At 66.5% G+C, this 19349-nt stretch carries 20 protein-coding genes; 13 read left to right on the plus strand and 7 right to left on the minus strand.

Annotated features, from left to right (window positions below):
* The first annotated feature begins 85 nt into the window (after positions 1–85).
* Positions 86–1507, plus strand: a complete 1422-nt coding sequence (locus tag EB75_RS27350; protein WP_142239855.1) for a hypothetical protein — start codon at positions 86–88, stop codon at positions 1505–1507.
* On the opposite strand, the gene EB75_RS27355 is transcribed toward EB75_RS27350, so the two are convergent.
* Positions 1508–3244 carry an N-acyl-D-amino-acid deacylase family protein gene (locus EB75_RS27355; protein ID WP_073698352.1) on the minus strand — a complete coding sequence of 579 codons (1737 nt, stop codon included), beginning with the start codon at positions 3242–3244 and terminating at the stop codon, positions 1508–1510.
* Between the two features lie 119 nt (positions 3245–3363).
* On the opposite strand from EB75_RS27355, the gene EB75_RS27360 reads away from it, so the two are divergent.
* The 7 genes from EB75_RS27360 (at position 3364) to EB75_RS27390 (ending at position 8991) form a co-directional block, all read left to right on the plus strand.
* A complete protein-coding gene (locus EB75_RS27360; RefSeq protein WP_073698353.1) occupies positions 3364–3984 on the plus strand; it encodes a hypothetical protein in 621 nt (206 codons plus the stop codon).
* Between the two features lie 82 nt (positions 3985–4066).
* Positions 4067–4450 (plus strand): VOC family protein, encoded by a 384-nt coding sequence (locus EB75_RS27365; protein WP_073698354.1) that lies wholly within the window; start codon positions 4067–4069, stop codon positions 4448–4450.
* A gap of 26 nt (positions 4451–4476) precedes the next feature.
* Positions 4477–5010 carry a mycothiol transferase gene (locus EB75_RS27370; RefSeq protein WP_073698355.1) on the plus strand — a complete coding sequence of 178 codons (534 nt, stop codon included), beginning with the start codon at positions 4477–4479 and terminating at the stop codon, positions 5008–5010.
* Complete coding sequence (locus EB75_RS27375) at positions 5007–5570, plus strand: phosphatase PAP2 family protein (protein WP_073698356.1); 564 nt, start codon at positions 5007–5009, stop codon at positions 5568–5570. Before EB75_RS27370 ends, EB75_RS27375 begins: the two co-directional genes overlap by 4 nt.
* Positions 5571–5633: 63 nt before the next feature.
* Positions 5634–7151 carry an aldehyde dehydrogenase family protein gene (locus EB75_RS27380; RefSeq protein WP_073698357.1) on the plus strand — a complete coding sequence of 506 codons (1518 nt, stop codon included), beginning with the start codon at positions 5634–5636 and terminating at the stop codon, positions 7149–7151.
* 61 nt (positions 7152–7212) lie between these two features.
* On the plus strand, positions 7213–8079 hold the full coding sequence (ppk2, locus tag EB75_RS27385) for a polyphosphate kinase 2 (protein ID WP_174557738.1): 867 nt from the start codon (positions 7213–7215) through the stop codon (positions 8077–8079).
* Between the two features lie 27 nt (positions 8080–8106).
* Positions 8107–8991, plus strand: coding sequence for a hypothetical protein (locus EB75_RS27390; protein ID WP_073698358.1), 885 nt, complete (start codon positions 8107–8109; stop codon positions 8989–8991).
* 51 nt (positions 8992–9042) lie between these two features.
* On the opposite strand, the gene EB75_RS27395 is transcribed toward EB75_RS27390, so the two are convergent.
* On the minus strand, positions 9043–11055 hold the full coding sequence (locus EB75_RS27395; protein WP_174557739.1) for a prolyl oligopeptidase family serine peptidase: 2013 nt from the start codon (positions 11053–11055) through the stop codon (positions 9043–9045).
* A 35-nt stretch (positions 11056–11090) separates the two neighbouring features.
* Here EB75_RS27395 and EB75_RS27400 point away from each other — a divergent pair, with 35 nt between their 5' ends.
* Positions 11091–11579, plus strand: coding sequence for a DUF779 domain-containing protein (locus EB75_RS27400; protein ID WP_073698370.1), 489 nt, complete (start codon positions 11091–11093; stop codon positions 11577–11579).
* Here EB75_RS27400 and EB75_RS27405 read toward each other — a convergent pair.
* Both EB75_RS27405 and EB75_RS27410 read right to left on the minus strand, forming a co-directional pair.
* Positions 11564–12448 carry a cyclopropane mycolic acid synthase family methyltransferase gene (locus tag EB75_RS27405; protein ID WP_073698360.1) on the minus strand — a complete coding sequence of 295 codons (885 nt, stop codon included), beginning with the start codon at positions 12446–12448 and terminating at the stop codon, positions 11564–11566. The two genes, EB75_RS27400 and EB75_RS27405, sit on opposite strands and share 16 nt — an antisense overlap.
* A gap of 6 nt (positions 12449–12454) precedes the next feature.
* Positions 12455–13318: a cyclopropane mycolic acid synthase family methyltransferase gene (locus EB75_RS27410; protein WP_073698361.1), complete on the minus strand. Its 864-nt coding sequence runs from the start codon at positions 13316–13318 to the stop codon at positions 12455–12457.
* 104 nt (positions 13319–13422) lie between these two features.
* On the opposite strand from EB75_RS27410, the gene lpdA reads away from it, so the two are divergent.
* Both lpdA and EB75_RS27420 read left to right on the plus strand, forming a co-directional pair.
* The gene (lpdA, locus tag EB75_RS27415) at positions 13423–14817 is read left to right on the plus strand and encodes a dihydrolipoyl dehydrogenase (RefSeq protein ID WP_073698371.1); all 1395 of its coding nucleotides are present in this window, start codon (positions 13423–13425) and stop codon (positions 14815–14817) included.
* A 7-nt stretch (positions 14818–14824) separates the two neighbouring features.
* On the plus strand, positions 14825–15094 hold the full coding sequence (locus EB75_RS27420) for a hypothetical protein (RefSeq protein ID WP_073698362.1): 270 nt from the start codon (positions 14825–14827) through the stop codon (positions 15092–15094).
* Here EB75_RS27420 and EB75_RS27425 read toward each other — a convergent pair whose 3' ends face one another.
* The gene (locus EB75_RS27425; RefSeq protein ID WP_174557740.1) at positions 15095–15643 is read right to left on the minus strand and encodes a carboxymuconolactone decarboxylase family protein; all 549 of its coding nucleotides are present in this window, start codon (positions 15641–15643) and stop codon (positions 15095–15097) included.
* Positions 15644–15732: 89 nt separating this feature from the next.
* Between EB75_RS27425 and EB75_RS27430 the strand changes: the two genes are divergently transcribed.
* Both EB75_RS27430 and EB75_RS27435 read left to right on the plus strand, forming a co-directional pair.
* Entirely contained in the window at positions 15733–16950 is a 1218-nt protein-coding gene (locus tag EB75_RS27430; protein WP_142239856.1) for a hypothetical protein, read from the plus strand.
* 68 nt (positions 16951–17018) lie between these two features.
* Positions 17019–18350 carry a phosphatase PAP2 family protein gene (locus EB75_RS27435; RefSeq protein WP_073698365.1) on the plus strand — a complete coding sequence of 444 codons (1332 nt, stop codon included), beginning with the start codon at positions 17019–17021 and terminating at the stop codon, positions 18348–18350.
* On the opposite strand, the gene EB75_RS27440 is transcribed toward EB75_RS27435, so the two are convergent.
* Both EB75_RS27440 and EB75_RS29505 read right to left on the minus strand, forming a co-directional pair.
* Positions 18330–18893 carry a hypothetical protein gene (locus EB75_RS27440; RefSeq protein ID WP_142239857.1) on the minus strand — a complete coding sequence of 188 codons (564 nt, stop codon included), beginning with the start codon at positions 18891–18893 and terminating at the stop codon, positions 18330–18332. The two genes, EB75_RS27435 and EB75_RS27440, sit on opposite strands and share 21 nt — an antisense overlap.
* A partial coding sequence (locus EB75_RS29505) for a hypothetical protein (protein WP_168176137.1) occupies positions 18881–19349 on the minus strand: 469 nt, incomplete at its 5' end. The genes EB75_RS27440 and EB75_RS29505, both read right to left, overlap by 13 nt.

Consider the following 19349-nt stretch of genomic DNA (forward strand, 5'->3'; position numbering starts at 1 on the left):
TCAGGTTCCTTCGCGGCGCTGCATCGTCCAGTTGCGCGTCACAATTCCCAGGGGGGTCGCTCTCATGAATGCTTCTGTGCGGCTGATGCCGACCAAATTGGCCGCGGCGGCTCTGGCTGCCGGCGTGGTAGCGGCCGGATCGTCGATCGGCGCGGCCGCCGTGGATCGCGCGATACCGACCATCGACGCCAAGGTGGCCAACACGTCGTTGATCACCGACGTGCTCGCCAATGCGGGATGGTTCGTCGACGGAGTCGTCTTCGGCGCCGGCACTCCGATCGAAGCCCTGGTCTCGCTGCCGTTTGACGCGTTGGCTGCCATCGCTGCCACCGCGCAACACCCGGGCGCTGCCCCTTCGGTGCTGAGTTGGCTGGTCAATCGGTATGTCAACCCGTCTGCGTCTTACCCGTACGGCCTGCCGGACAGCCCGTTCCCCGGAGGTCCCTATGGCACGTTCCCGGGCGATTTCAACTATTACGCGATCGGCAACATCGCATCCGCACTGCCCTTCCCGCTGGGGCCGAGTACGACCGAGCCGGGCTTGATCACGGCAGTCGCCGACGCCATCGCCAACGGGATCGGTAATGCCCTTGCGGGGCTGCCCGATGCAGCCAGTGGCATCGCCGCGGTCAGCGACTTCTGGGCGACGGATGCCGGGCGCCTCCTGACTGCGGTGGCGTACGTTCCGCTTGTTCCCGTGTGGTCGCTGTACAGCGTGGCCGACTATCTCGCCTTTGTGCCGTACAACGTCGAGGCGACCATCGAGTCGGCCATCCGGGCCCCCCAGGAAATTCCCGGCTTGCTCAGCAATCTGGTCTATGGGCTGCTCGGCTCCGACGCCCAGGGTGGACTGGCGGGCTACCTGATCAACGATCTCACCAATCCGCTCACCGCCCTCCCAGGGCCCGTGGGCCAGCTCGCTTCGAACTTGGTCGCGAACCTTCAACACGGGCTCGACAATCTGCTGGCGCACCTTCCGACGCCGATAATCCCGACACCGTTGGCTGCGAAGAAGGCTGCCGGGGCAGTGCCTGCGCCGACCGCCGCGGTCCAGGGCGCCGGTGCCACCGACATTCCGGCGACCAACGGCCCGAGCGCGAACACTGTGACACTCACGTTGTCGGATACCCCGAAGGCGCCGGAAACCCCCAAGGCTCCGGAGACCTCGAAGGATCTGGATGCTCCGAAGGCTCCGGACGCATCGAAGAATTCGGACACCCCCGACACACCTGACACCCCGAAGGCTCCGGAGAACAAGACCGAAGCTCCGGCAGCCGACACCACCGCCGCAGGTACCACCGACAAGGCGGACAAGCCGGTCGGCAAGTCGAAGTCAGGAAAGATCAAGTCGGGCAACAAGGTTCGACCGGGTGCCAAGGCGGCGCAGGGCGGCGCGGCCACGGGTAACGCCGACAAGGCAACGACGCCCGAGTCGACTCCCGGCGGGGCCGACAAGCCTGCCGGCGGAGCTCACTCCGATTCGGCCGGGGCGGACGCAGCTGCCTGATCAGGCCGGGGCCGGTTGCCGACCGCGGACCAACCGCCCCGGGCGGGCCGCGGTCGGCACGCCGTTCTCGGCGATGATCTCGCCCGACACGATGGTCGCGACGTAGCCGTCGGCGGTCTGGTCCAGGCGGCGCCCGCCGGCCGGCAGGTCGTGCGCGATGGTCGGCTTGTGCAGTGTCAGCGCGTCGTGGTCGATCACGTTGAGATCGGCCTTGTATCCCACCGCGATTCGGCCTCGATCGGCCAGCCCGGCGACGCGCGCCGGGACCGACGTCAGCTCCTTCACGGCGTGCGCCAGGTCCAGGCGCCCGGCGGCGCGGTCACGCACCCAGTGCGTCAGCAGGTACGTGGGAAATGAAGCGTCGCAGATCATTCCGTAGTGGGCGCCGCCGTCCCCGAGGCCGAGGATGACGTCGTCGCGCTGGATGAGTTCGGCCACGGTGTCTAGGGACCCGTCGCGGAAGTTGGCGAGGGTGACCAGCAGCATGGCGTGACCGTCGTCGTCGAGGACGCGGTCGTAGGCCTCCTCGAGCGGGCTGACGCCGCGGGCGGCGGCCCGTGCGGCGATCGAATCCGACGGCGCTGGTTCGTAATTCGGGGGAGTGCCCAGCGGGAACATGTAGTCCCACGCCTGCGCCGCGAACATCAGCGGATGGCCGTCGGCCGCTGCGGTGTCGTTCAGGATGCGTTGGCGCACTTCGGGTTTGCGCATCTCGGTGACACGTTCGGCCAGTGGCAGATCGGCGATCTCCCGATACGACGGATACAACACGAACGGATTGCCGGAGAGTTCGAGGCCGATGACCAAGCCGATGGGGCGCGGGAAAATCTGCGCCGAGATCGATCCACCGTCGGTGTTGGCCTTCTCGACCATCCGCAGTGCATCTTCGAACGTGGCGGGCCCGGCGTTGCCGACGGCCAGTGTGAACGTGACCGGTAGGCCGACGTCGGCGGCGACGTCGAACACGGTCTTGAGCGCGACCTCGTAGTCGCCGGCAAGGAGATCGGGCACGAACTGGATCAGTCCGCCACCGGCGTCCTGCACGCCGCGCGCGATGGCCTCGATCTCGACCTGTGCCGCGTCGTGGCTCGGGATGGGCTGCCCGCCGGAGGTCTTGTGCAGCGTCAGTCGCGAGGACGCGAACCCCAGCGCGCCGACTTCGACGGCCTCGGCCGCCAGCTTGCGCATCAGGGCCAGGTCCTCGGCGGTGGCGGGCTCGCGGTCGACGCCGCGCCGGCCCATGACGTACACCCGCAGCGGCGAGTGTGGCAGGAACGCGGCCAAATCAATGTCGCGGCGTCCTGCGTCGACGGCGTCCAGGAATTCGGGGAACGTCTCCCAGGTCCAGGGCAGGCCGTCGACCATCACCACGCCGGGGATGTCCTCGACGCCGGCCATCACGTCGACGAGGACGTCGTGATCGTCGGGCCGGCACGGTGCGAAGCCCACGCCGCAGTTGCCCATGACGGCGGTGGTTACGCCGTGAGCGGACGACGGGGTCATCCGGTCCGACCAGATTGCCTGTCCGTCGTAGTGGGTGTGCAGGTCCACGAAGCCGGGTGTGACGAGCAGGCCGGTGGCATCGATCTCGCGGGCGCCGGTCCCCGCAACGGTGCCGACGGCCGCGATGAACCCGCCCTGAACTGCGACGTCGCCCTCGAACGGCTCGCCTCCCAAGCCGTCGACGATGAGTCCGCCCCGAATGACGATGTCGTAGGTCGCGCCTGCTGCGTTCATCTGAACAACGTACGACTCAGGCCCTCATCAGATCTGTGAGTTGGCTTTGAGTTGAAGATTAGAACGGCTAGGCATTGCAAAACCGATGTATCGTGATAGGTACAAGATGCATCGAATCAATGAAAGGAATTGCGATGTTCTCAGCTGGTTTCGGCCCCGGTTTCGGTGGGGGCTTCGGCCCGGGATTCGGCGGCTTCGGCCCCGGCGCGGGTGGTCCCGGCGCCTGCGGCCCGGGCTTCGGCGGTGGTTTCGGCGGCGGCTTCGGAGCCGGGCACCACTTCTTCAAGGGTCGTATCAAGCGTGCCGCGATCGCGGCGGCCGCGCTACTACAGGAAGGTCCGGCCACTGCCGAGCAGCTCTCGCAGCGGGTCTCGGAAATCACCGACGGCGCGTTCGCCCCGCCGGTGGACAAGGTCGAGTTGGTCATCTCGCTGCTCGCCGCTCGTGGTGTGGTCACGGTCGAGGACGGCGTCGCGACGCTGACCGAGTTCGGTGAGCAACTGCTCGCCTGGCGCGGCGTCAGCAGTGAGACGGTGCAGGCGTTCCTCGGGCAGGCGGGAAAGTTCGGCGATGTCATCAAGTTGCGCAAGGATTTGTTCGAGCTCGCCGGCCTGGCGCGCACCATCAAGTTCACCGGCAACGACGCGCAGAAGGCCGACCTGACGGCGGCCGTCGCGACCCTGTCCGCAGCGGTCGCGGAAGCCAAGAAAGCGCTCTACCGCACCTTGGCCGACAACTGACCGACGATTGACCACATCGGAGCGGCGGACCATCCCGGTTCGTCGCTCCGATGTTGTCGGTGGCCCGTGGCACGATCGGGGCATGATCGACCATTTCGGCATCAACTGCAGTGACTGGGCCAAGTCCCAGCAGTTCTACGACACCGTTCTCGGGGTACTCGGGTTCACCCGGCAGATGGATTACGGCGTCGCCATCGGCTACGGCCGCGACGGCAAGCCCGACTTCTGGATCGCCGACGCCAGCGCGGGCGAGGCGTCGGGTCCAAACCGTGAGGTGCACTTCGCTTTTCAGGCCGCCGACACCGCTGCGGTCACCGCATTCCACGACGCGGCGGTCGCAGCCGGCGCCGAGTCCTTGCACGCGCCCCGGTTGTGGCCCGAGTACCACCCCGGCTACTTCGGCGCGTTCGTCCGCGACCCGGACGGCAACAACGTCGAGGCGGTCTTCCACGGCGCGGCCGGATAGCGGTGAGCTCGGGTAGCGTCGGCGATATGTCTGACACCGCTGCGGCGCGGGAACTGTTGCGCGACTCGTTCACCCGGCTCATCGAGCACGTCGACGAGGTCGCCGACGGTCTGACAGAAGAGGTGTCGTGCTGGCGCCCGACACCCGAAGCCAACAGCATCGCGTGGTTGCTGTGGCACAGCGCGCGGTGTCAGGACATGCAGCTGTGTGACATCGCGGGCATCGAACAGGTGTGGACGCATGAGGGTTGGGAACAGCGGTTCGCCCTCGACCTGCCGCACAGCGATGCGCCCGGCTACGACATCGGATACGGCCACACCGCGGAGGACGTCGGCAAGGTGCGGCCACCGGTCGACCTGCTGGTCGGCTACTACCGCGCGGTGCACAAGGTGACGTTGGAATTCGTCGCGACGGTGACGCCGGAGGAGCTCGAGCGCATCGTCGACCGCCGCTGGAATCCGCCTGTCACCGCGAGCGCGCGGCTGGTCAGCATCGTCGACGACTGCGCGCAGCACCTGGGGCAGGCCGCGTACGTGCGGGGCATCGCCGCGCACAGATGACGGCTGAGAAGTTCGTCCGCTGGTGGCCGCCGGTCGGACTGGTGATGATGGCCCTGCTGGGCTGGATTGTCGGCAAGTCCTCGACGCCGGTCGACGACGTCTTCCAGCACGCGGGCCGCGCCGGGCAGCCGTACACCGGATGGCTGCTGTTCTTCACCGACCCACGCGTGCTCATGGTCATATTGGTGATCGCGGTGGGAATCACGTTGTGGCACAAGCGTTGGCGGCTGGCTGCGATCATCGCGTTGGCGCCGCAGTTGGCCGTGTTCATCGAGCGTGGCCTCAAAGAGCTGTTCGGGCGGCACAAGGGCGGGGCGCTGGCCTATCCCAGCGGGCACACGGTGTTGATGGTGACGGTGCTGGGCGTGATCGTGCTCGCGGCCGGAGCGGTGCTGTGGTCGCGGGTGCTGGCGGGCATCTTCGTCCCGCTGGGCATGCTCGGCCAGGCCTTCACCTACCACTACTTCACCGACACCCTCGGCGCGTTGCTGTTCGCGTCCAGCCTCGTGTGCCTGGCCGCTCGCCTGGCGGCGGTGAAAGCTCCGCCGGCGGTCTATTAGCCATTTTTGACACGCGTCAAGCCGGGTGCGACCCGTGTCACACCGCGCCGTTACCATGGCCGTATGACCGCTACGTCTGACGTCCAGTCGCCCGGCTCCGGCACCATCTACGACCCCGCCACCGGTGCCATCGCAGGAACCGTGCGCTGGACGGACCCGGCCGACGTGCCTCGCATCGCCGCCGGCCTGCGGGCCGCGCAGCGGGAGTGGGAGGCCCGCGGGCCGCAGGGCCGGGCGAAGGTGCTGGCGCGGTTTGCGGTCTGGCTCAACGATCACCGCGACGAGATCGAGAGCCTGCTGGTCCGTGAGACCGGCAAGTCGATGGTCGATGCCAAGGCCGAGGTTCCGCTGTCGATCCTCATCATCTCGTACATGGTGAAGACCATGGAGAAGGCGTTGGCGCCGGATACGCGGCCGGCGCCGATGCCGATGCTGGCGGTCAAGAAGATCACCGTGCACTACCGCCCGCGCCCGGTGGTCGGCGTCATCGCGCCGTGGAACTACCCCGTGGCCAACGCGCTCATGGATGCCATCGGCGCGCTTGCGGCCGGCTGCGCCGTCCTGCTCAAGCCGTCCGAGCGGACCCCGTTGACCGCCGAACTGCTGTTGCGCGGCTGGACCGACTCGGGTGCGCCCGAGGTGCTGGCCCTGGCGCAGGGTGCCCGCGAGGTGTCCGAGGCCGTCATCGACAACTCCGACTTCATCCAGTTCACCGGCTCGACGGCCACAGGCCGCAAGGTGATGGAGCGTGCGGCGCGCCGCCTCACCCCCGTCAGCCTCGAACTCGGCGGCAAGGACCCGATGATCGTCCTCGAGGACGCCGACGTGGAGCTGGCCGCCAACGCCGCGGTCTGGGGCGCGATGTTCAACGCCGGCCAGACCTGCGTGTCGGTCGAGCGGGTCTACGTGCTGGAACCGGCTTACGACGCGTTCGTCGCTGCCGTCGTCAAGGCGGTGCAGAACCTCAAGGTGGGCGCCGGCGAGGGCTATCACCTGGGCGCGCAGATCGACGCCGGCCAGGTGGACATCACCGAGCGGCACGTCAACGAGGCCGTGGCGGCCGGCGCCCGCGCGCTGACCGGCGGCAAGCGCCCCGACGGTCCGGGCAGCTTCTACCCGCCGACGGTCCTGGTCGACGTCGACCACACGATGGCGTGCATGACGGAGGAGACGTTCGGCCCGACCTTGCCGATCATGAAGGTCGCCACCGTCGGCGAGGCGGTCCGGCTGGCCAACGACAGCCCGTACGGGTTGAGCGCGACCGTTTTCTCGGGTGACGTGCAGCGGGCCAAAGACGTTGCGCTGCAGCTCGACTGCGGCGCGGTGAACATCAACGACGTGCTGGCCAACCTGATGTGCACCACCGCCCCGATGGGTGGCTGGAAGACGTCGGGCATCGGCGCGCGGTTCGGCGGGGCCGACGGCATCCGCAAGTTCTGTCGCCAGGAGACGGTCGTCGAGCCGCGCACGAGCAAGGGCGCGGGCGGCAACTACTACCACAACTCGATGAAGGCGCTGGCCCGCATGAACAGCGTCCTGACCAAGGTGTCGTTGATCCGGTCCAAGCGCACCGCCAAGTAGCGCCACCAGTTGTTCACCGTGACGTCACCGCCAGGTTCGGCTCGGCGGTTACGTTCAGCCGGTGATCCTGGACGCCTCTGCCGCCGACACCTACACCGTCCGCGACGATGACGACGACGACCCCGAACTGGTGCTGCTGCCCAGTGGGGAAGTGGTCGACACCTGGCGCGAGGGTTACCCGTACGACGAGCGGATGAACCGGCACGATTACGAACAGCAGAAGCGCCTGCTGCAGATCGAGCTGCTGAAGCTGCAGAAGTGGAGCCAGGCCAACGGGCTGCGGCACGTCATCGTCTTCGAAGGCCGCGACGCCGCCGGCAAGGGCGGCACCATCAAGCGGTTCATGGAGCACCTCAACCCGCGCGGCGCCCGCGTCGTCGCACTGGAGAAGCCGACCGAGAAGGAACGCACCCAGTGGTACTTCCAGCGGTACGTCACGCATCTGCCGGCCGCCGGCGAGATCGTGCTGTTCGACCGCTCCTGGTACAACCGTGCCGGTGTCGAACGCGTGATGGGTTACTGCACACCCAAACAGCACGCGGAATTCGTCCGCCAGGCACCGCTTTTCGAGCAGATGCTGGCCAACGACGGCATCAGCCTCACCAAGCTGTGGTTCTCGGTGACCCAGGCCGAGCAGCGCACCCGCTTCACGATCCGTCAGGTCGACCCGGTGCGGCAGTGGAAACTCTCGCCGACGGATCTGGCCTCGCTGGACAAGTGGGACGCCTACACCGCGGCCAAGGAAGAGATGTTCGCCTGGACGGACACCGAGGTCGCGCCGTGGACCGTGGTGAAGAGCAACGACAAGAAGCGCGCCCGGATCAACGCCATGCGGCATGTTCTCGGTAAGTTCGATTACGACAACAAGGACCATGAGGTGGTCGGACACGCCGATCCGCTGATCGTGGGACGGGCGCTGTCCGACTGAGCAGCGCCCACCAACGTAGGAGGGCGCTTGCGATTCGTCGCGACATTGCTGTTGTGGCTGGTCACCACCGTCGCTGTGGCGGTGGCTGTGCCGGTCTGCTGGGCGCAGCACACACTTGTCGACCGGGGCGGCTACGTCGCCCTGGCCACCACGGCAGCCAAGAACCATGAGCTGCAGAAGGCCACGGCCGGCGAGCTGGGCATCCAGGTCAACAGGCTGGCCACCAGCGCGGGATACGACCTGAGCACCGGCACCGTGTCGAAAGCCGCCGGCATCTACACGTCCAGCTCGGCCTTCCCGGGCCAGTTCGGCGCCGCGAACGGCTACGCGCACGACTGGCTGTTCACCGACACCATGGCCCACTCGGACTCGTCCGGCCGGTGGACCATCGACCTGTCGCCGATGTTGTCGGACCGGTCGTTCAAGGCAACCTTGGCGGCGTTCGGGGTCCGCGTCCCGTCGAAGATCGAGGTACCGATCACCGATTCGGCCCAATCGTTGCGGCCGGGCCAGTTCCGCGCCGCGACGACGTGGGGACCGTGGGCTCGGGTCGGCATCTGCGTGCTGACGGGCGTGTTCGCCCTGCTGACACTGGCGGTGACCCGGTCGCGCGGCAAAACGGTTGCCGCCCTGGGTATCTCGACCATGATCGTCGGCGCCGCGGGCTGGGCCGGCATCGAGGCGGGGCGGCGCTACATCAACGACGGGCTGAACCGCACCACCGGCAACGTCCGCCAGGTGGCCGACGTCATGGTCGACACGGCCATCGCCAACGCCCACCAGTGGCTCAACATCACCCTCGCGATCGGCGGCGGGCTGGTGGTGCTGGGCCTGCTCGTGACGCTGCTGGGCAACCTGGGGCGCCGGGTGGTCCGCAAGCCCAAGCCGGTGGCCGCTCCGGCCGCCTCCTGACCGGGATTTGTGCACGAAAATCCGCGGTCGGCGCGAAAAATCGTGCACAAATCACGAGCCGACGGTGCGCTCCAGGAACGAATAGACCAGCGCGGCTTTGAACGCGGCCTGCGAATTGTCCGCGGCCCCGCCGTGTCCGCCCTCGATGTTCTCGTAGTAGTGGACGCGGTGGCCGACGGCCTCCAGGGCCGCCGTCATCTTCCGCGCATGGCCCGGGTGTACCCGGTCGTCGCGCGTCGACGTCGTCATCAGCAGCGCCGGGTACTTCCGGTCGGCCGAAATGTTCTGGTACGGCGAGTACTTCGAGATGAATTCCCAGTCGTCGGGGTTGTCGGGGTCGCCGTACTCGGCCACCCATGACGCGCCGGCGAGCAGCAGGTGATACCGCTTCATGTCGAGCAACGGCACGCTGCACACCAACGCGCCGAACAACTCCGGGTACCGCGTCAGCATGACGCCCATCAGCAGTCCGCCGTTGCTGCCACCCTCGGCGGCGAGTTGTTCGACGGTCGTGATGCCGCGCCGCACCAGATCGGCCGCGACGGCGGCGAAGTCCTCGTACACCAGGTGGCGGCCCTCGCGCATGGCCTGCGTGTGCCAGCGGGGGCCGTACTCACCGCCGCCACGGATATTGGCTTCGACGTAGGTGCCACCCTGGGTCAGCCACAACCGGCCGAGCACTCCGGCGTAGCCGGGCAGCATCGAGGACTCGAAGCCGCCGTACCCGCTCAGCAGCGTCTTTCGCGGCTCGGTGACACCGCGTTGCCCCACAACGAAATACGGGATCCGGGTGCCGTCGGCGGATGTCGCGAAATGCTGCGACACCTCGACCTCGGAGGCGTCGAAGAATCCCGGTGCCCGCTTGATCTCGGTGACCGCGCCGCCGGCGTGCCCCCACAGCAGGCGCGACGGGCTGTCGAATCCGCTTGAATCCAGGAAGATTTCGTCGCCGTACTCGTCGACGTCGACGATCACCGTGGTGGCGTGCTTGGGCACCCCCGGGATGTCCTCGCGCTCCCAGGTGCCCGGGGTGACCAGTTCGATGTGGCCGACGACGTCGACCAGCGTCTGCAGCAGCAGCCGGTCGCGGGTCCAGGCGAAGTTCTGCATGCTGCTGTGGTCATCGGGCTCGAAAACCACACTGAGAGTACGACTTCCGGCAAGGTAGTCGTCGTAGCGAGCGGCCAGCAGCGTCCCTGCCGCGTAGGTCGTCCCCTCGACGGTCCATTCGACGCGCGGCCGGATCAGCAGCCATTCGCGGTGGATCGAGATCGCGGCATCGGTGGGTACGTCGATGCGGATGAGTTCGTCGCCGCGGACCTCGTAGCGTTCGCGGTTGAAGAAGTCGGTGGACCGCGACACCAGCAATCGCTCGAAACCCGGTGTGTTGTCGTAGCCGGCGCCGACGCTGACGTCGGCTGCCTCACCCTCGAAGATCGTCACGGCCTCGGACAGCGGCTGCCCGCGGTGCCAGCGCTTGACGATGCGGGGGTACCCCGACTCGGTCATGGCGCCGGGCCCGAAATCGGTGCCCACCAACACGGTGTCGGGGGTCTCCCACGAGACGCTGGACTTGGCTTCCGGCAGGCTGAATCCGTCGTCGACGAACTGTCTTGTCTCCATGTCGAACTCACGGACCACGGAGGCGTCGGCCCCGCCACGCGACAACGCGATCAAGGCCAGGTTCAGCCCGGGCTCGATGACGTCGGCGCCGGCCCAGACCCAGTTCTCGTCCTCGTCGGCCGCGAGCTTGTCCAGGTCGATCAGCACGTCCCATTCGGGTGCGTCGGTGCGGTAGCTGTCCAGGGTGGTACGCCGCCACAGCCCACGGGGGTTCTCCGCGTCGCGCCAGTAGTTGTAGAGGAACTCACCACGCCGCCGGACGTACGGGATGCGGGCGTCGGTGTCCATGACCTCAAGGGCGTCGGCGCGCATCTGCTCGAAGCGCTCGCCGCCGAACTCGGCGATGGTCGGCTCGTTGTGCTCGCGCACCCAGTTCAACGCGTCGTCGCCGGTGACGTCTTCGAGCCACAGGTAGGGGTCAACCGGAGAATCAGAACTCACCCGGACATTCTTACTCTCCGGCGTAGGGTGGCCGTATGCCATCTCGGGCACTGATCACCGCCGAAGCCGCCGAGCTGCTGCGCAAGCTGCAGAACCAGCACGGCCCCTTGATGTTTCACCAGTCGGGTGGATGCTGCGACGGCTCGTCGCCGATGTGTTATCCCGACGGCGACTTCATCGTCGGGGACCGGGACGTCCTGCTGGCGGTGCTCGACGTCGGCCCCGACGGCGTCCCGGTGTGGATCTCCGGGCCGCAGTTCGAGGCCTGGCAGCACACCCAGCTCATCATCGACGTGGTGGCGGGCCGGGGCAGCGGGTTCAGCCTGGAGGCGCCCGAGGGCAAGCGCTTCCTGTCGCGCGGCCGGGTGTTCACCGACGCGGAGAACGCCGAGCTCAATGCGCAACCGCCCGTCACCGGCGCGCAGTACGCAGAGGGCGTCAGGCCGGTGCGGGACGGCACGTTGATCGTCGAGCACGCCGAGGAGGCGTGCCCGGTGCCGGCTGCGCGTCAGGGTTTGACGTAGGTCACCAGATTGACGTCGAGCATCTCGTCACTGAAGTAGTGCAGGCACCCCCGCAGGTAGCGCATGTAGCGCTGGTAGACCTCCTCTGAGGTGATGGCCAGGGCCTGCTCGTGGTGCGCCTGCAACGTGTCGGCCCAGATACCGAGCGTCTGGATGTAATGCGGACGCAGTGACAGGCATTCGGCCACCTCGAACCCGGCTTTCCTGCCGTGCTCGACCATCATGTCGGCGGTCGGGATCCGTCCACCCGGAAAGATCTCGGTGACCATGAATTTGATGAAGCGCGCGGTTTCGAACGTCAGCGCCTTGCCCCGGCGATTCAGGTCGTAGGGGTGGTATCCGGTGCTGCTCTGGATCACCATCCGGCCGCCCGCGGGCAGGATGTCGAAGCAGTTCTTGAAGAAGTCGTCGTAGCGGTCGAACCCGAAGTGCTCGAAGGCCTCGATGGACACGATCCGGTCCACCGGCCGGTGGAACTGCTCCCAGCCGTGCAGTTGCAGCTCCCGGGTTCGCGCACTGTCGACGTCGTCGAGCAGGCGCTTGGTGTACGCGAACTGATTCTTCGACAGCGTCAGGCCGATGACGTTGACGTCGTACTTCTCGACGGCGCGGCGCACGGTCGCGCCCCAGCCGCAGCCGATGTCCAGCAGCGTCATGCCCGGTTGCAGGTCGAGCTTGCCGAGGTTCAGGTCGATCTTCGCCATCTGCGCGTCTTCGAGGCTCAGACCGGGCGGCTCGAAATACGCGCAGCTGTAGGTGCGGCTGGGATCCTGGAACAGGCCGAAGAAGTCGTCGGAGATGTCGTAGTGCGCCTGGATGTCGTCGAAGTGGGGCTGCAATTGCGCTGCGGAGGGCGTGGTTTCGTTCATGGTGGCTTACTTCTGCAAGGTGAACTGGACGACGTCGGCCTGCTTGTTGCGGAACAATTCCGCGCATCCGGTCAGATACTTCTGATAGCGGTCATAGACCTCTTGCGACTGGATCTTGATGGCGTCGTCCCGGTGTGCCGCCAGGTTCTGCGCCCAGATGTCGAGGGTCGTGGCGTAATGCGGCTGTAGCGAGTGCTTCCGGGTGACGTTGTACCCGGCCGCCGTCGCGAGTTCCTCCACCACGGCGATGATCGGCAGCCGGCCGCCCGGAAAGATGTCCGTCAGCAGGAACTTCACGAAGCGCGCGAATTCGAACGTCAGCGGGATCCCCAGCTCCTTGGCGTCCCGGAAGTCGAAGCCGCAGATGGTGTGCAGCAGCATCACGCCGTCGGGTGGCATGGCCGCGTACGTCCGCCGGAAGAACTCCGGATACCGGTCCGGACCGAAATGCTCGAAGGCGCCGATCGAGACGATCCGGTCGACGGGCTCGTCGAACTGTTCCCAGCCCTGCAATCGGACTTCGCGGCTGCGCGCGGTGCCCATCCGGTCGAAGGTGCGCTGCACGTGGGCCGCCTGGTTCCGTGACAGCGTCAGGCCGATCACGTCGACGTCATAGCGCTCGATGGCACGCAGCATCGTCGACCCCCAGCCGCAGCCGATGTCCAGCAACTTCATGCCGGGAATCAGCCCGAGCTTGCTGAGCGCCAGATCGATCTTCGCGAGCTGCGCCTCCTGCAGCGTCATGTCGTCGCGCACGAAGTAGGCGCAGCTGTAGGTCTGGGTCGGATCGAGGAACAGCCGGAAGAACTCGTCAGAGAGGTCGTAATGCGCCTGCACATCGCTGAAGTGCGGCATCAGGGAATTGGACATGGGACATCGACCCTTTCGACGACAGGTCCCCGCCGTATACCCCGTTGGGGGAAGTTGAATCGGTCTCCCGACCATCCTCGCCGCCGCGCCTATAAGGTGTGCATGTGACTCACTATGACGTCGTCGTTCTCGGAGCCGGTCCCGGCGGATATGTCGCCGCAATTCGCGCAGCCCAGCTGGGGCTGACCACCGCCATCGTCGAACCGAAGTACTGGGGCGGCGTCTGTCTGAACGTGGGATGCATCCCATCCAAGGCCCTGCTGCGCAACGCGGAGCTGGCCCACATCTTCAACAAGGAAGCCAAGACCTTCGGCATCAGCGGCGAGGCCACCTTCGACTTCGGCGCGGCGTTCGACCGCAGCCGCAAGGTCGCCGAGGGCCGCGTCGCGGGCGTGCACTTCCTGATGAAGAAGAACAAGATCACCGAGCTGGAGGGCTACGGCACCTTCACCGGCCCCAACTCGATGCGCGTCGCGCTCAACGCCGGCGGAACCGAGGACGTGACGTTCGACAACGCCATCATCGCCACCGGTTCGTCGGTGCGGCTGGTGCCCGGCACCTCGCTGAGCGAGAACGTCGTCACCTACGAGAAGCAGATCATGACCCGGGAGCTGCCCGGCTCGATCATCATCGCCGGCGCGGGCGCCATCGGCATGGAGTTCGCCTACGTGCTGAAGAACTACGGCGTCGACGTGACCATCGTCGAGTTCCTGCCGCGCGCGCTGCCCAACGAGGACGCCGAGGTCTCCAAGGAGATCGAGAAGCAGTACAAGAAGCTGGGCGTCAAGATCCTCACCGGTACCAAGGTCGAGTCGATCGAAGACAACGGATCCGAAGTGACCGTCGTCGTGAGCAAGGATGGCGCCACCCAGGAACTCAAGGCCGACAAGGTGTTGCAGGCCATCGGTTTCGGCCCCAACGTCGACGGCTACGGCCTCGAGACGACGGGCGTCGCCCTCACCGACCGCGGCGCCATTGCGATCGACGACCACATGCGCACCAACGTGCCGCACATCTACGCCATCGGTGACGTCACCGCCAAGCTGCAGCTCGCGCACGTCGCCGAGGCGCAGGGTGTCGTCGCGGCCGAGACCATCGCCGGTGCCGAGACCCAGACGCTCGGCGACTACCGCATGATGCCGCGCGCCACGTTCTGCCAGCCGCAGGTCGCCAGCTTCGGCCTCACCGAGGAGCAGGCCAAGGCCGAGGGCTACGACGTCGTCGTCGCCAAGTTCCCGTTCACCGCCAACGGCAAGGCACACGGCCTGGCGGACCCGACCGGTTTCGTGAAGCTGATCGCCGACAAGAAGCACCTCGAACTGCTCGGTGGGCACCTGATCGGCCCCGACGTCTCCGAGTTGCTGCCCGAGCTGACGCTGGCCCAGAAGTGGGACCTGACCGCCACCGAACTGGCCCGCAACGTGCACACCCACCCGACGCTGTCGGAGGCGCTGCAGGAGGCCATCCACGGCCTGGCCGGCCACATGATCAACTTCTGAGTCGGTCTTGCGCGCGAATGTCGTTGCCGCGATAGGCGGTTTGGTCGTCGGTCACATGCTGTGGCTGCTGGCCATCTCGCTCGCGATGGACACCACGAGCATCAGTTCCTGGGTGCTGGTGGTGTCCGCCGCGGTCGTCGTGGTGGCCGGCGTCGCGGTGTTCTTCGCTCGAAAGTTCCAGGAGCGCAAGGCTTTTGCCAAATCCGCGTTCCTGTGGTGCCTGCCCGTCGCGCCGGTGTTGATGACGCTGGCGGTACTCGGGGTCACCTATCTCTGACTAGTCCGGGAAGTCGAGCGGCACGCGCAGCGTCGCGATGGTGGCCGCCAGGCCGTCGTAGTGGGCGGCCAGCAGGCAGAAGTCGATGAGCTGCTTGCGGTCGAGGTACGCCGCCAGCGCCTTCCACGTCTGGTCGGACACCGACCGGGTGATGACGAACTCGTCCGTCGCGGTGATCAGCACGCGCTGCCGGTCGGTGAGGCCCTCGGCGTCGGGGCCCTCGAAAATCCGGGCCTGCGTCTCGGCGTCGACGCCGCGGCTGCGGGCGAGCCGGCGGTGCTGCTGCAGTTCGTACTCACTGCCGCGCAGATGCCCGACGCGCAGGATCACCAGCTCGGCGTCCTTGAGCCCCAGCTTGCTGCGGCCCAGCAGCATGCCGGAGTAGGGGAGGAACGTCAGGAACAGCAGGTGATGCTGGCCGAGGACGTTGAAGAGCGCGAACCTCGGGGCCCGGATGGTCTTGGCGCCGATCTTGGCGATGACCCAGTTCAGCGGGCCCAGTTCACGGAAGCCGCCGGGTTCGATGCGGGCCGGCTCGATGCTGTTCACAATTCCCGAGTCTGGCACAGGCGACGGCGTCATAGGGTCGAGCCATGGGGCGGAAACGGGTGGGGGCCGTGATTTTCACGGTTGCACTGATGGTGGTTGGTTGTACCGACCGGGGCGGCGATGTGGCGGTCCCGCGGGCCGACGACCATCCGCTGCTGCGGTATCTGCCGACGCTGGCCGACATGCCGGGGTACCGCGAAGTCGGCTATGAGGTCCCGCGCAACGACGAATTTTCCGCACAGCGGCGAATCGAGTGCTCGCGGTATCCAGAACCGGGTGACCCAGACGGGCCGCAACTCACCGCGCGCTACGGGGACAGGCTTGATCGCGACGGCCGCTTGATCCACGTTGACCTGTGGCGAACCCGCCCCGGTGAGAACGTCGTCGACGAGATGGCGAACTGGGGGACCCGCTGCGCGACCTACCGCGACGTCTACGGCACCTGGGCTGTCCAGACATTCCGCAATATCCCCGGAATGCCCACCGATGCAATCCAATTCGACACGAAGAAAACCTCGCGCGAGAAGCATGACCCGGATCCGGCGACGACGGGGCCCAGCTCCCGAGTGGTGATCGCGGCTCGGGATGGCGTGGTCCTGCGGGTCCGCATCACGCCCTTCGCATTGCATCCACCAACGGACCACGACCTGGCGCAGGTGGTGAACGCCTTCGTCAGACGTGCCGCCGAGCAACCGTCCGATGCCATACAAACGGCCGGCATCGCGCCGTGGCCCGCTGCACGACTGTCGGCACTGGTCATGACGCCGCCGGTCAAGGGGGACGGTCGGGTGGTGCGATTGTCGCCGCAAGCAACGCAGCCGCGCGGGGACGCTCCTGCGGACTGCTCAGCGGACCCACTGGCGTCGTCCCGATCCGGTGCCGATCGATTGGTGGATGCGCTCGGGGTCGCGACAGTCTTGCGCGAGCACGACGGGTTCGACGGCATCGCGGCCATGGGCGAGTGGGTCAAGCGGTGCAGCGCACAACCGTTCGTGCCGGAGGTCTGCGCGGGCAAGGCGCAAGAAGCACAGCTGGAAGCCACGCCGTCAGTGCGGATCGAGGGTGAGGAAGTGTCCGGTTACCAGGGGGTCGTGCTGGGGGAGAGCTACGTCAAGACGACGCCCTACTGCCAGCCGAATCCTGTGGTGGCCCAGGTGGTCCGGGTGCGCGGGATCTTGCTGCGCGCGGCGCCGTCGGTGGTGCAGCGAGCCGAAGGCGAGGATGAACATCAAGCGCGCCTGCGCGCGATCGACGACCAGCGCCGACAACTGGCCTACGTCATCCACAGTGTGCAGCGGGCGGGGTGAATTTCCGGTGAGTCGCAAAATGGTCGCAAATTGCTGGTAGCGGCACCCGACGACCTATCGTCTATGGCGTGTTCACGGAACATTCACCCTTCCTTAAGGAGGGTGTACCGCCCCGGACGAAGGTCGCGATCGGCATAGCGCTGGTCGCGACGTTCATGTGCGCGCTGCAGATCACGGCGATGCTGTGCGGATTCCGGGGCCCGCTCGAGCGCTTGATCGGCGATTACGTCGGAACGCCGGCGGGATTCACTGTGCCCTGGGCGGCCCTCGTGGTGGCTCTGGTCGCGATACCGCGGCAGTACCGGCTGCCGGCTGTGGCCACTGCACTGGGGCTCGATTTGGCCTTTGTTGCCGGCCGCGAGTTTCTCGGTCTTCCATCGGCGATGGGCAGCGGTGCGTTGGTCGTGCTGACCGGGCTCGGGGTGTTCGCGCTGATGCGATGGAGCGGGTCCCAGCGCGATACCGCGCTGAAGGGTGTCGCGACCGGTCTGCTGCTCGTGCTCGCCACGAAGGCCGGTGACGCCTGGCTGACGATCACGTCTCTAACGCGCCCCACCGTTCTCGATGAGTTCGCGGTGCGGGCCGACGTCGCCCTGGGGCAACCGTCATGGGTGATGGGCCAGTTGGTCCAGCACCACTCGGTGCTCTATTTCGTACTGCACTGGGTGTATCTCGAACTCTCCGCCGCCGCGACTGTGGTGGCCATCTATCAGCTGCGGAACGTGACCACGGGCGGACGGTGGCCGCGGCACTTCGTCGTCCGGACCTTCCTGGTGTTGGGTCTGATCGGCCCGTTGATCTATCTGATGTTCCCGTTGGTGGGGCCCACCTACGCGTTCGGCGCGGCCGGTGGCGGATTCCAGGTCGGTGACTTCTGGCCGGCTCTGCTGCCGCCTGTTGACGGGGTGCCGACTTCCCTCGCCTTCGACACGTCGACCCCACGTAACTGCATGCCGTCACTGCACACGGCCTGGGCGCTGGCGGTCTTTATCCATTCGCGGTCGGGTCCGCGGTGGTTGCGCATCGGCGGTACCTGCTGGCTGGTGGGCACCCTGGCCGCGACTCTGGGCTTCGGCTTCCACTACGGCGTCGACCTGGTCGTCGGTGCGGTGTTGTGCCTGACGGTGGAATCGGCTCTGCGGGAACCGGTTCGGCCGGGCGCCCACGCCCGGCTACGCCTGATCGCCGGTGGTGTGGCCGTCATCGTCGGCTTGATGCTGTGCGTCCGGTATCTGTCCGAATGGATGGCGGCGTATCCAATCATGTTCGGGGCGTTGATTATTGGATCGCTCGCGACGCTGTCTTACGGCTTCTATGTCACGTTCTTCTCGCGTCCGGGCGTACCTGCTCCGGCGATCGAGCGTTTGACCGGCGAGGAGTCAGAAAGTCCAGCTGCGTGACGGCTGCAGGACGAAGCCGTGCTTCTGGTTGTCGATGCAGGCGACGAGGTTGATGTCGGCGGCGCACGTGAAGTACGTGATTCCTTGGGCGTCGTAGTTGAGCTTGCTGCCGTTGGGCAGTCGCTTTTCTGACTGACCCGACGTGCACGAGGTGTTGGACTGGCGGAAGCGATAGGGGTGCGGGTCTCCGTCTTTCAGCGGCACGTTGTTGGGCCCCACCGACGTACAGCTGCTATCGGTACTTCCCGACGTCGTACCGGGCAGGGCGAATGGCGTCGAACAACTCATCGCGGTGTATCCATTGATGCTGCAACGGATCCCATGGGCCGTGGAGAACTCCTCGGTCGTCCCGGTGTGCTCCTTGACGTCGTAGTCGTGACTGTTGGCCAGCACGTAGCTGTCGAGGTTCGGGAAGGCGGTGAGTTCGGCTCGGGAGGTGGTCGGCGCGGGGCTGGTCGGGTGGCTGGTGCAGGCGGTGGCCAGGAAGGCCACGTTGACGAGCAACCTGATTGGGTATTGCAGTGCGATAGTCAAAACAGCCAACTGCCCGATTGTTGCAGCACGAATCCATGTCCGAACTCGTCGGTGCATGCGGTCAGTGAATTTGTTCCGACTACGCAGGTGGCTTTGCCGACTGTCAGCTTCTGTCCGGCTCCAAGTAATTTCGCGTCAGTTCTGATCGACCGGTAGTCGCAGTCCGCGGACGCCGCTGCTTCGTATACGTAGGGTTTACCATCTCCGGCGAATTCGCCGGACTTCTGCACGGTCGAGCACCCGCTGTCGTTCGGAATTCCCGTGGTGCCAGGCAGTTTCCCGGAGCACAGTGCATTCACCAGCAGTTGGCAGTAGAGCCCCTCTGGAGTGGTAAACGCGAACTTGCCCGAGCGGTCGCCAGAGGTCCGGTACTGCGCGGAATCTACTTCGACAAAGGAGTCGATATTCGGAAACGTGAACCGCCCCAGGTTTGATGCCGCTGCTGTTTGAGTCCGGAAGGATGAG

The sequence above is a fragment of the Mycobacterium sp. ST-F2 genome (assembly GCF_001905655.1).
GTDB lineage: Bacteria > Actinomycetota > Actinomycetes > Mycobacteriales > Mycobacteriaceae > Mycobacterium.

What these genes read in the sequence shown, in the direction of transcription:
- EB75_RS27350 (WP_142239855.1), top strand. Translation starts at nt 86, where the DNA reads ATGCCGACCAAATTGGCCGCGGCGGCTCTGGCTGCCGGCGTGGTAGCG.
- EB75_RS27355 (WP_073698352.1), bottom strand. Translation starts at nt 3,244, where the DNA reads ATGAACGCAGCAGGCGCGACCTACGACATCGTCATTCGGGGCGGACTC.
- EB75_RS27360 (WP_073698353.1), top strand. Translation starts at nt 3,364, where the DNA reads ATGAAAGGAATTGCGATGTTCTCAGCTGGTTTCGGCCCCGGTTTCGGT.
- EB75_RS27365 (WP_073698354.1), top strand. Translation starts at nt 4,067, where the DNA reads ATGATCGACCATTTCGGCATCAACTGCAGTGACTGGGCCAAGTCCCAG.
- EB75_RS27370 (WP_073698355.1), top strand. Translation starts at nt 4,477, where the DNA reads ATGTCTGACACCGCTGCGGCGCGGGAACTGTTGCGCGACTCGTTCACC.
- EB75_RS27375 (WP_073698356.1), top strand. Translation starts at nt 5,007, where the DNA reads ATGACGGCTGAGAAGTTCGTCCGCTGGTGGCCGCCGGTCGGACTGGTG.
- EB75_RS27380 (WP_073698357.1), top strand. Translation starts at nt 5,634, where the DNA reads ATGACCGCTACGTCTGACGTCCAGTCGCCCGGCTCCGGCACCATCTAC.
- EB75_RS27400 (WP_073698370.1), top strand. Translation starts at nt 11,091, where the DNA reads ATGCCATCTCGGGCACTGATCACCGCCGAAGCCGCCGAGCTGCTGCGC.
- EB75_RS27405 (WP_073698360.1), bottom strand. Translation starts at nt 12,448, where the DNA reads ATGAACGAAACCACGCCCTCCGCAGCGCAATTGCAGCCCCACTTCGAC.
- EB75_RS27410 (WP_073698361.1), bottom strand. Translation starts at nt 13,318, where the DNA reads ATGTCCAATTCCCTGATGCCGCACTTCAGCGATGTGCAGGCGCATTAC.
- EB75_RS27430 (WP_142239856.1), top strand. Translation starts at nt 15,733, where the DNA reads ATGGTGGTTGGTTGTACCGACCGGGGCGGCGATGTGGCGGTCCCGCGG.